The following is a 10345-nucleotide window of genomic DNA, read 5'->3' as shown; positions in this document are numbered from 1 at the left end:
TCAGTGGGTTTATGGAATTGCGGGGCCAGTCGTACCGCCGGAATCGCCAGGATGCCTGTGGCCGTTGAGCGCTATATTGCCTGCCGTGACATTCCCGCTGGTCTGATAGTCGCCTTTTGTTTGCGTAACGTTACCTTCAAACGATGCGCCAGTGCCACCCTTGATCGCCATACCACCGTTGCCGGTGATTTGACTTTGCGCCGTTACCTGTTCGCTGGCCGTAACCATCGGGGTATTAAAATCCGCTTTTTCGGCCGCATTGACAACAAATTGTTTGCAGTTGACGCGGAACTCGTCGCAGTCCGTTTCTATCACGCGCCCGCGCTTGAGGACAATTTTTGCGCCTTCATCGGTATAGAGTGCGACCTCACCAGGCTTCAGCGACTGAAGGCGATAGGTTGCGTGCTCGGTGGCTATCACAATGCTGTGTGACGTTCTCCCGCCTAGCGGTAGCACGATAGCAGCCGCACCAGGTAACGGATTTGACGTAAATCCGTAGTGCTGGAACAGTTCGCTGTCCTGCAATGATTCACCGAAAAGCCCTTTAGCCTGGAACGTTTGCAACGGGCCAGCACTATTAACCCGCGTTAAACGGGTTCTGAACGCCAGACGAATGCGATTTAACGCCCCGTTAATGCGTCTTTCAATATCAGGCCACATCGACAATTGCTGTTTCTCCTTTACCTTTGCGTTTACGCTGCTTTTTCCTCCTCGGATACGCATCCGGTATCCAGACGCCATCCTCTTTCAGGCGGAGCGTGGTGGTTGTGCCGCCCGGACGACCACCGCTAAATTCACGCCCCATCAGGAAATACACTGCATCAATACCGTGGTACTCGCTGATTACGTGAATGCGTTGCCCTGGCTCCCACAGCACACCGTCCGATGTTCTGTGGCCGTAGACTGTCGCCGTCAGGCTGTAGCCGTTCAGCTTCGCATCGGCCAGCGCTTTGCGGGCGCGGTAGTTGATTTGCTCCTGATTGTCTGCATCACCGACAACAAGCACCTGCGGTCGGTAGTAATTGACCGTCGGGTCTTTGACCACTGCTCTCATGCCGTGCTGTCCGGTTTCTGCCGTGCCTGTACTCAGCTCAATATCGCTGTCGCTGCTACTGTCATCATCGACGTCGATAATCGCCAAATCCTTTTTACTTGATGAGTGCGCATGACTTTGCGCTAGTACCGTCAGCTCGGAAAACGATTTATCTATTGAACTGGCATCAGACAGCGACAGCACGTTATTGCCTTTGCCGTCCATGCGCATGATAAGCGACGCGACAGGCTGCTTTGTGTAATCCGGACCGCCGATGACTAACGTTCCATCCGGCGCGAACCACGGCCACAGACCGCGACCGGCGCACGCCCGTAACAGCATGTCCCACGCCCGTTCGCCAGGCTCTGCACTGATTTTGTCGCTGCGGATGGCGCTCTCAGCCTCAATGCGGATGTTTGTGATGCCGAGCGGGCGGACGATCTGCGCGACAACATCCTCCAGCCCGACCTGCCGTGCGGTCAGTATTGGCGCGGCACAGTCAACGAGGATAGCGGCACCGTCCCGGCCAGACAGCGACAGCGTAACGCCACTGCGGGCAACCGAGCGCTGCACGCTGTCAATACGACCAGTCATCACCGTATCGCTACCAACTTTCACCATCACCGGCGCACCACGCACCACATCAGCAGGGAACGTACCGTCGGGCAATCCCAGGCTGACACTCCACGCGTCAGCCGGTATCAGAAAATCACTGTCAATCTGGTAGCGTGACCAGTCCGTGTGCGCTTTTCCATTGATAATGACGGACACGGCGGCATTATCGGTCGCGGGGTTATTTTGCGTAGGCATTCAGCACATCCCCCACATTAATGTTGTTCACATCGCGCAACTGCGGATTCAATCGTTGCAACTCAGCGGCGCGGGAATAGTCGCTATACCAGCGATGCGCAACCAGATGCAGATTACCTGGCGCAGTAACAGTACGCGTCATTAGCTGCGGCTTTTCGTTGATGACGGCTTCTGCCAGCACCTGAACCGTCAGCGCGATAGCGGCCAATTTGTCGATAACGGGCTGATACGAAAGACCGGTCGGCTGTGCGCTGCTACTGATTTCATTCATCGCCGGTGCATAGGTATCACGATTGATATCAATCGCGTCCTGTATCATCGTCCGGGTTTCATTGGTGATTTTCTCAATGTCGAGCGGGGTTAACACGGCGGTTAATGCAGGGTCACTGAGCACCGCACCGGCTTCTTCCGCTGCCTCCATCGCCACGGCCACCGCGACAATCGCGGTTAACTCAACAATATCGCGCTCAACCAGTTGCGCAGGCATATCAACCGGCGCATCGATACTGCCTGAGACTAATCCTGCCGGCATTGACTGAACGGACAGCAGCGCGGCCTGCGTACTTGTCCAGTCAGCCATAATGACTGTGGGTGATGCGGCATAGTTCGAGGTGGCGATAGCCTGTTGCTCTGTGCCTGATACCGATGCAACAGCAGTAGACGTCCCGCCGCCCACGTAAGCAGAATGCAATGAACTCTTTGACGCGCCCGTCTTGAGTGACAGCGCAGAGCGCAGGTCGCCGAAAAACGCGCCAGGGAAATTAATAAAGTCCGTTGTGCTGCTGATAAATCCGCTGATATCGCTGCGGAATATAGTCACCATGTTTAATGCGCCGGTCGCCAGACCACGAACTTTATTCATCATGGTTTTAGCCGTTCTGAGCGGCTTAGTGACATCGTCAAGCAGCGTGCTTGCACTGTCGATCAGCGACTGCGTCTGATTAAAAATCTCATCGGCTTTTGATAACGGATAGTCTTTAACAAAGAACGGATTGCCCGTTTTTGACTGCACAAACTGCATATCGATGGTGCAGTAATTGACATTATCCGCATCGTGATTGACCTGGAATACTACGGCTAACATGTTCGGCATCGCACCAAAGACGGGGTGTATCAGTTCCGCCGCCCCTGGCTTGCGCAGTGCATCCAGCAAAGACTGTAGGCGGGTTTCGTAATCATCACCCCACACCACGGCTTGAATCTGCGAGCTGTGCGGCTTTAGCCCTAAATCCTGAATGTCTGCGCCGTCCAGATTCGGGTATTCATGCTGTGCCATGTCGCGCTGCGCACTGTCCCGCGCGTTGAACACATCGAATTTCACGCCACGAAATGACGCATCCTGTAATGAATCTGCCCAGGCCATTATTGATATGCTCCGTTCGAGCCACGCGTGGCTTGCTGGCTGTTGGCTTCGTTAACGGCCTCGGCAATGACACGACTATCCAGCTCGACCTTTGTATTTATCTGAATCGGTTGGTTGCTTTGCGGTTGCTGCGGCAGCAAGTAAGACGGCACGCCCATTGTGGCTGGGTTCACGTCTGCGCCGATGGTTGTGGGTCTTGCCCACCAGGTTTTAACCTCATCGACAACATCCAGAAAGCCAGGAACAGCGCGGCGGCTATCTTGAATACGCTCAAGGTCACTGGCGTATTCATTCGCTTTGAGGCGGGTTCGTGCTGCTGTGTCACCGCGCTCGACCTGGACGAGCGGCGCATCTTCGGCTGCTTGATAGAGCGCTAACGGTGCAGCGACGCGCCCAGCGACACGCGCAACACCTCCCAGCCGACTTAACCATGACGGTAGACGCGTGCCTGGAACATTCGGTGTGGTTGTTGGGCCTCCGGGAACTGGAGGGGGATTAACGCCACCGCTACCCGATATGAGTTTCCACGCGGCCAGAACACCCCCAGCCGTAACTGCTCCCGCGCCCAGTGCTTTAATGCCTGTCGTTGCGCCAGAGAGTGCTGTTGTTAATCCGGGATACTCTTTCGAATAATCAGTTAGATTTGAAACTAAATCACCGTACCAGTCTGCCAGAGGCTTAACTGAGTCCTGTTCCGCGAACAGTTTTTCAGATTCAAATTGCTGTGATTTATATCCTGCTGTTGATGACACAACAGCAAATGAATCAGCACCAGCGCCCGTAGCGTTTTTTGTTCCCGCGATCTGTTCTGTAATAAAGTCCTTTTTCAGGATGCTAGTTTTTAAGGCCATTCCCGCCTGCTGATCAGCAACAATCTTCGATGTGATCGACGAAACCACTAAATCCAACGATGCGAGAATATCCGCCTCTTTATCCGTGCCTTTATATTTCTCCGCTGCCGCACGTAACTTCTGCACACGCTTGTCTGATGAAACGATACCATCCACTGCGCCGGTAAACGCATCAGAAGCACTAACACCTTGCAGCCGCTTTTCTGCCATGTAATCGGTATACCCCACGGTACGGCCGTCTTTCATGCGAAATTTATAGCCCTTCATGGCATTTTGCGTATCAGCACTGGTGTATTTATCAAGCAGGTTGTTAACGTTTGTTGATGCAGCACTATTATCCCCAGCGGTTTCAGCGTTGGCCTGGAGCATTGCTAGTAGTTTATCCAGATCGTTCAATCCAGACATACCGACCGAATTTGCTTTAGTCATTGTCAACGATAACGAGCCAGCCATATCTGCCAGCTCATATTTCCCGTTCTCACCAGAACGGATCGCCTTATCGTAAACGGCAGGCAGATCCTCAGCTTTAATGCCGAAGTTTTTAATAGCTCCGATCCCGATCTGCGCTAGATGCTCTGGGCTAGCGCCCGATGCAGTTGCATATTTCGTAATGTCGGGCAGCATCTTTATTGCTGCCTCTTCATCTAGTCCGCCAGCAAAAAGAGCACCTAACGTTGCTTGTGCAGCCTCCGGCGTCCCACCTCCATAGCGAACGGCTTCCCTTATCGTGTCGTTAATTACTGGGATTTTCTTAATACGTTCGGCAGGAGAAAGCGCGTTGTACGCCGTATTTGCAATTTCTGCATTTTTGCTCTCAAACGCCATCTGCCTCTGAACAGGGTCTTTGATTACCATTGTTGCAGCAGCAACCCCGCCCGCCACGGCCATAGCGCCAGACCCAACCGCTCGTAACTTGTCCATGCGGCTAACAGACTGAGCTGTAGCGTTTAACTCACCACGCAAACGACTGACACGGTCAGTCATTGCACTGAATGCGCGTGACTGCTCACTCGCTGACATCACACCCATGCGAGTTAGGCGGCTGTATGCCGCAATGGTCTGCTGGATTTCACGCTGAATTTCACGCTCTGAACGAATGCCGAGCGTAGAGCGAGCGCTATTAGCCCGCTTAAATTCCTCGCTCAATGCACGCGACGCCCGGATGCCTTGCGAGCTGCTCTGCTGCTGCGACTTAGCCAGGTCGTCACCGGCTTTTTCTGCGGCTTTCGTTTTTGCGACAGCGTCTTCCAGTGCCTTACGCAGCACTTTTGAACCGTTGTCTCTGGCTAATATCGTTAATGCAAGTTGCAAACTGCGAGCCATTGCTTACGTTCTCCGTTTCTTTATAGGACGCTTTTGGCGTAGTGATTTCACTTTGCGGGAGGTTTTGGCATCCCCGGCTGACGGCGCTTTTCTGCCGTTCAACCGGGCCATTGCATTGATGTAGCCGTCCAGCTCTGCACGGCTCATCGCTTCTATTTGCTGTTTTGTGATGCCGTAGCGGCCGAGGGCGAGGATAACGGTGCGGTATCCGCCGAGAGCGCTCTCGACTGCATCAGCTTTTTTTTAACGGCTGACACTTGCGCATCGATGAGATCAAAGTCCTCATCAGACAGCTGCTCTAACAGCAATTCTGTAGTGACTTTGTCACGTTCAACACCATCAAGCGTGAGCACCCGTGCCAGAATACCGACGCGATAGTGCATACCCGCCGCAGCTCCATCTGTCGTGCCTTTCTCTTCCTGTGTTTCTTCCAGCGCAGCGATGGTGTCGCCAACAACAGGAAGACGGACAGAGAAAGTAAAGTGCCTCTGGTCATCCAACTCCACGCCATGCATCAACATACCGTTTTCCATTTTCATTACTCCTCAACACGACGCAGGGCAGCAAACGTAATGTCACGTTTCGCTTCGCTATCAACCGTGTACTGCGCCCCGACCTGTGTACTAAAACAATCCAAAAACGACACACGCTTACCGCCGCTACCGCTAACGGGGTATTGGGTGATTTTGACGCCTTCCATACCCTCCCAGTCCAGATCGCCACTTAACGGGATAACGACAGACACTGCTGCCTGGTACTCGGCAATACCACGCGAGAATCCTTTTGCGCGGCCAGTGCGGTTCATGGTCTTGACCAGCTTACGCCCGGTTTGCACATCCTCTTTTAGGTCAGTACATTCAAGTTCAACGCCATTCACTTCCAGAATGATCGCCCCAACATATTCTTCTAATGCCATGATTCAGATCCTTATTACAGCAGTAGGTCGATGCGACCAGCAAAGACATGCAGACCATTCACGATATCGGCCGGGATGCGTGCATTGAGTCGGTTAACATCCTGAGAATCACGTTCAACGATTAACTGGTCTTTATACGCGTCAACATTCTCAATGATTCCCAGCTCTTCGAGCTTGTAGAGCACGTCCAGCAGCTCGCTGCGTACCCGGTCTGGCGTGCGTGAACTCAGCTTGTCACGCGGGAATCGCAACGTGACGCGCTCACGACAGGCTTTGCGCACGTAATCCAGCGTGCGGATGGTGGTGATATCCAGCAGCGAAACATCGTCAACGCCATCTGCATTTTTGGTGTACGTGCTGATAGCCCGGACAATCTGAACTTTGTCACCGGGGCCAATCTCAAACGGCGTTAGCCCGTTATACAGTGCGTTTTCTTGCTCGTTACGACCTGGGCGTGCAGACAGCGCAGTGACATCCAGCGTGTTCATCGCCAGAGTATTGAGCGGTCGGGCAGGGTCTTCTTCGCTTGCGATAACCGCCGCATACGCCGCCGCAATCTGTGCCGGCGTTTTCACTGATCCGTTATGCCATCCAGCCGTAATACGGCCATTGTTGATACTGGACGCAAGTGTTGAGCCGGTTGACAGTGATTTAGGCCAGCCCGCAACACCAATCGCACCGCGCTGCTCCAATGGGTCGCTGACGTTGTCCAGATGTGTGCGTAGAGCTGTTAATGCGGTCTGCGTCGCATACGGACTTACGATGATGTTGTGACCTGCGGCGAACACAGCAGCGAGAGCTGGGGCGATATCAGGATCAATATCACCACCCGTCATTGACGTTGCCGCCGCCGTTAACCCCGTCGTGGTTGACGCGATGCGCAGCGTAATGTCATTGCCTGCCAAGCCTTTATTTTTGGCAGTCAGCGTGACGACGCCAGCGGTGACAGTAGCCGTGACCGGTAGTACAGTTTTCTGCGCGATAGCGGTATTCAGCGCAGCAGCAACGGTCGCAGCGGTATCATCAGCAGACACAGCAACATCAACACGCGTTACACCAACAAACGCGCTCAACGTGCCGGATGCGGTCGCCGTTCCTGTTAACGTCAGCGCCCCTGTTGCAGCTGTTGCTGCCCCCGCATCGCTGACGCCAATCACCTGCAACTGCAAATAGCTGTTACAGCCAATCGCTTCCGCTGCCATCAGGTGCGCCATTGAGCCGCGCCCGAACAACGTAGCCGCTTCTTCATCAGAGAACACGTTAACCGCATTGAGTGGGGTTGCCGTACCGCTGCTGAGCATCTGCGCGACCAGCAACACCTTTTGCTGATTGCTCGGCAACGTGCGCACGGCCAGACGGGTATTAAATTCAAAATACTTACCTGGCTTGCGGATGCTGCTGCCGATTTCGTAAAACTCGACGTTAGGACTCGCCACGGCTCACCTCCTCTTTACCTTTTTTTGCCACAGCGGCACTGTCAGTAACGACAACCAGATCACCGACGTTTAACTGCCGCAGGTAGTACGCTGTGCGTTCTACCTCGACCACGGTGTCGCTGGTGATGTAGCGACGGCCGTTATCTTCGCGCGGCACCTGAACACCCTGCGCCGCCTTAACTTTGATTTTCATGATGAATAATGTCCTCTGCATCTGGCGACGCCGCCGTCTGCGGAATGTCGTAGCTCAACTGGGTGCGCAGCCAGTCCGGGTCGTCGGGACTGGTGGCACCGTGATAGCCGGTAAACACGCTGTCTGGATGGAATGGGGCAGCGCCATCGAGCGGGTATTTGCCGTTTTCGAGTGCAGACTCCATCCACGCGGTGTCGAACTCACACGCAAAAACAGACAGCGCCTGGCTCTCCAATTTGGTGTTAAACAAGGGGCGCACCCGGCCTGGCATCAATGCGGCTATTTTTAAGCCCGATTCCGTTAAATCCTGCCCAGAGAGCAACCGGCGCACCGCTTCGACCAGGCGATACGTACCGACCTCGTCCAGTCGTGCGCCGCCGTGGCGTGTGGCTTCTTCACTGCGCACACTGCGCTCACCAACAATCACCACAAAACGCCCGGTGGTTTTGTACTTTCGTTTGCCAACGTTGGCGTTCTGCGTGTTCTGGATACCCCCGAATGTCACCCATACGGCAGGCATTGCACGCGCAACCTCTGCGGGTTCACCGTCCAGCTCACCACCGTAAGAACACACATTTGCCGACATACGACCTAGCCCCTTGCTGAGCCGGTCAATCATTGCCCGCTCAATATCCCGGATAATCAAAATGCACCTCCCCCGGTAGAACCCCTGTCAAATGCGCGACCGGCCGACTGAAAACGTGCGCCAGAGCTGGTCTGTTGAACGACCTGGCCGTCTGGCATTTTGCCCAACGTGATACGCCCATCGGCGACGCGCTCCAGATAGCGGATCGCGTCCTCATAGCGCACGCGGATCTCCTCGGTCATCTGTGTACCTCCACCACAGAGCAGATAGCGGGCGATATCACAGCAACGACCAACCAGAATCCGGGGGGTATCTGACCAGGGAACGGGGTAGCGGCCAGCCAGATAGCTATCGATTTCCGCACTGGCGCGGTTTAACGCCCCCGTAAGCACCTCATCATCAATATCGCCAGTGAAATCACGGTCGGTGAGCGAGACACACTCTTTCTCACCGAACGCCAGCACCATGTCGGCACGGGTCGCGTACATTATTTTTTCGCCTTCACTGCGTCAGCAAGCTGCGCCTGGAGCGCATCACGCTCGGTGGTCAGCGCCGTGTTGCTTTCCTGAAGGGCGTCGCGTTCTGCCGATACCGTTTCAATCGTGGTATTGGCGGACGCAACATCACGCTCCAGAGCAGCTACACGGGTTTTGAGCGAGTCACGCTCACCAGCCAGCACCGCCGAGGCTTTTCCTGCGGCGTCCAGTTTTTCTAGCGCCGCAGACAGTTGTCTGGCCGCGCCATCGCTTTTTTCTGCATCACCACTGACGCGCACGACGATCAACTGCGGCTCGTTTTCCAGCACCGCTAACGCCGTAGCGGTGAAATGGTCATCAGGATAGGTCTGGGTTTTGGCACTGTGTGCCATGCCGCAGCGACGGAAACCATCAACACGCGCAGTAATTTGAATCGGCATTATGCAACCTCCCCGGTTGAGCCGTAGGCCATCTGCCAGAATGCGTAACCGCCATTCGCACGGGCTTCTGCACCGAACAGGAACTGCTTCCGCATAAAGACGTTGTCGTTGTTGTAGTCCGTCTGTTCGACGAACTCCGGTTTTTTACGCTCCTGATAAATCAGCGGCTTAACCGGCTTCGTGGTGTCGAACAGGAACCACTCGGTATCCGTTTTCAACTCTGGCGCGACCAGCACCTCCGCCGTGCCTTTGTAGGGATTCGGCGTGTTGTCCGGGAAGCGGTCGGCTGTCATCAGATAGTTAGCGTCATCTTCCAGCGCAGGGGGTACAACCAGCAGATTAGGCATGATTTTGAGGGATGCACCTTCCTCGTCCTTCAGGCTACGCAAGGTTTTACGTGCCTCGCCGTAACTGCCTTTTGCCGCCGCCAGACTGGCAACCGAGAGCTTTTTCGTGCCTTTATTCGATACTGAACGCCCTTTTACGGGGTGATCGGTATCAAAGAACGGCTGGCCGTCGTAGCAGAGGTTTTTAAATCCGTCGCTGACCAGGGCAAAGACGATATCAGCGGGCAACTCCGCCGCAGACTGGCCTGCGGACTGCGCCTGAATGGCCAGCCCCATCACCTGATCGTCTTCCAGATCGTTGCGATTTACTTCGATAGTTGCTTCCCAGTCCTTGTTACGGATGGTGTAGTTAAACGCGGCCAGCGCCCTTACTACTTTGTCGCCCACCCATTCGCGCATTTTGGGAAAGCGCGACAGCCAGGAATAGTCGTTTTCTTTGCCGGTAGATGGCACGACCATTGCGATTTTTGTCCAGTCAGAAGGCGTTTGGGTAAACGCCTTCTGGAAGGTGGTTTTCAGATTAACGAAAACCGCTCTGACGTTTTTTACATTCACTAACACGGTGTTTCTC

Annotated in this window: 13 protein-coding genes; all 13 read right to left on the bottom strand. The window is 54.5% G+C overall.

Annotation, left to right across the window (positions count from 1 at the left end):
- Window positions 1–9: 9 nt before the first annotated feature.
- From O1Q74_RS03720 to O1Q74_RS03660, 13 genes are read right to left on the bottom strand one after another with little or no spacing between them, the layout of a single operon-like run.
- A complete protein-coding gene (locus O1Q74_RS03720) occupies window positions 10–660 on the bottom strand; it encodes a phage baseplate assembly protein V (protein ID WP_271878723.1) in 651 nt (216 codons plus the stop codon).
- Window positions 650–1843 carry a phage baseplate assembly protein gene (locus O1Q74_RS03715; RefSeq protein WP_271876182.1) on the bottom strand — a complete coding sequence of 398 codons (1194 nt, stop codon included), beginning with the start codon at window positions 1841–1843 and terminating at the stop codon, window positions 650–652. Before O1Q74_RS03715 ends, O1Q74_RS03720 begins: the two co-directional genes overlap by 11 nt.
- On the bottom strand, window positions 1827–3206 hold the full coding sequence (locus O1Q74_RS03710; RefSeq protein WP_271876180.1) for a DNA circularization protein: 1380 nt from the start codon (window positions 3204–3206) through the stop codon (window positions 1827–1829). The genes O1Q74_RS03715 and O1Q74_RS03710 overlap by 17 nt, the downstream gene beginning before the upstream one ends.
- Window positions 3206–5380 (bottom strand): phage tail tape measure protein, encoded by a 2175-nt coding sequence (locus tag O1Q74_RS03705; protein WP_271876179.1) that lies wholly within the window; start codon window positions 5378–5380, stop codon window positions 3206–3208. Before O1Q74_RS03705 ends, O1Q74_RS03710 begins: the two co-directional genes overlap by 1 nt.
- Before the next feature lie 3 nt (window positions 5381–5383).
- Window positions 5384–5527, bottom strand: coding sequence for a hypothetical protein (locus O1Q74_RS03700; RefSeq protein ID WP_271876177.1), 144 nt, complete (start codon window positions 5525–5527; stop codon window positions 5384–5386).
- A 5-nt stretch (window positions 5528–5532) separates the two neighbouring features.
- Window positions 5533–5913: a hypothetical protein gene (locus tag O1Q74_RS03695; RefSeq protein ID WP_271876161.1), complete on the bottom strand. Its 381-nt coding sequence runs from the start codon at window positions 5911–5913 to the stop codon at window positions 5533–5535.
- A 5-nt stretch (window positions 5914–5918) separates the two neighbouring features.
- Window positions 5919–6296: a phage tail protein gene (locus O1Q74_RS03690; RefSeq protein ID WP_271876159.1), complete on the bottom strand. Its 378-nt coding sequence runs from the start codon at window positions 6294–6296 to the stop codon at window positions 5919–5921.
- A gap of 14 nt (window positions 6297–6310) precedes the next feature.
- Window positions 6311–7732: a phage tail sheath C-terminal domain-containing protein gene (locus tag O1Q74_RS03685; protein WP_271876158.1), complete on the bottom strand. Its 1422-nt coding sequence runs from the start codon at window positions 7730–7732 to the stop codon at window positions 6311–6313.
- Window positions 7719–7925 (bottom strand): DUF2635 domain-containing protein, encoded by a 207-nt coding sequence (locus O1Q74_RS03680; protein ID WP_271876157.1) that lies wholly within the window; start codon window positions 7923–7925, stop codon window positions 7719–7721. Before O1Q74_RS03680 ends, O1Q74_RS03685 begins: the two co-directional genes overlap by 14 nt.
- Window positions 7909–8571: a DUF1834 family protein gene (locus O1Q74_RS03675; RefSeq protein WP_271876155.1), complete on the bottom strand. Its 663-nt coding sequence runs from the start codon at window positions 8569–8571 to the stop codon at window positions 7909–7911. The genes O1Q74_RS03680 and O1Q74_RS03675 overlap by 17 nt, the downstream gene beginning before the upstream one ends.
- Window positions 8568–8999: a gp436 family protein gene (locus O1Q74_RS03670; protein WP_271876154.1), complete on the bottom strand. Its 432-nt coding sequence runs from the start codon at window positions 8997–8999 to the stop codon at window positions 8568–8570. Before O1Q74_RS03670 ends, O1Q74_RS03675 begins: the two co-directional genes overlap by 4 nt.
- Window positions 8999–9427: an HI1506-related protein gene (locus O1Q74_RS03665; RefSeq protein ID WP_271876152.1), complete on the bottom strand. Its 429-nt coding sequence runs from the start codon at window positions 9425–9427 to the stop codon at window positions 8999–9001. The genes O1Q74_RS03670 and O1Q74_RS03665 overlap by 1 nt, the downstream gene beginning before the upstream one ends.
- A complete protein-coding gene (locus O1Q74_RS03660) occupies window positions 9427–10335 on the bottom strand; it encodes a Mu-like prophage major head subunit gpT family protein (RefSeq protein ID WP_271876151.1) in 909 nt (302 codons plus the stop codon). Before O1Q74_RS03660 ends, O1Q74_RS03665 begins: the two co-directional genes overlap by 1 nt.
- Between the last annotated feature and the right edge of the window lie 10 nt (window positions 10336–10345).

Origin of the sequence: Pectobacterium sp. A5351 (assembly GCF_028335745.1) — a bacterium.
Taxonomy (GTDB): domain Bacteria; phylum Pseudomonadota; class Gammaproteobacteria; order Enterobacterales; family Enterobacteriaceae; genus Pectobacterium.
This window is presented reverse-complemented; position numbering and strand designations above follow the sequence as displayed.

Excerpts from the sequence above, each read along its gene's own strand:
- O1Q74_RS03720 (WP_271878723.1), bottom strand. The coding sequence starts at position 660 with ATGTGGCCTGATATTGAAAGACGCATTAACGGGGCGTTAAATCGCATT.
- O1Q74_RS03715 (WP_271876182.1), bottom strand. The coding sequence starts at position 1,843 with ATGCCTACGCAAAATAACCCCGCGACCGATAATGCCGCCGTGTCCGTC.
- O1Q74_RS03710 (WP_271876180.1), bottom strand. The coding sequence starts at position 3,206 with ATGGCCTGGGCAGATTCATTACAGGATGCGTCATTTCGTGGCGTGAAA.
- O1Q74_RS03705 (WP_271876179.1), bottom strand. The coding sequence starts at position 5,380 with ATGGCTCGCAGTTTGCAACTTGCATTAACGATATTAGCCAGAGACAAC.
- O1Q74_RS03700 (WP_271876177.1), bottom strand. The coding sequence starts at position 5,527 with ATGAGCCGTGCAGAGCTGGACGGCTACATCAATGCAATGGCCCGGTTG.
- O1Q74_RS03695 (WP_271876161.1), bottom strand. The coding sequence starts at position 5,913 with ATGGAAAACGGTATGTTGATGCATGGCGTGGAGTTGGATGACCAGAGG.
- O1Q74_RS03690 (WP_271876159.1), bottom strand. The coding sequence starts at position 6,296 with ATGGCATTAGAAGAATATGTTGGGGCGATCATTCTGGAAGTGAATGGC.
- O1Q74_RS03680 (WP_271876157.1), bottom strand. The coding sequence starts at position 7,925 with ATGAAAATCAAAGTTAAGGCGGCGCAGGGTGTTCAGGTGCCGCGCGAA.
- O1Q74_RS03670 (WP_271876154.1), bottom strand. The coding sequence starts at position 8,999 with ATGTACGCGACCCGTGCCGACATGGTGCTGGCGTTCGGTGAGAAAGAG.
- O1Q74_RS03665 (WP_271876152.1), bottom strand. The coding sequence starts at position 9,427 with ATGCCGATTCAAATTACTGCGCGTGTTGATGGTTTCCGTCGCTGCGGC.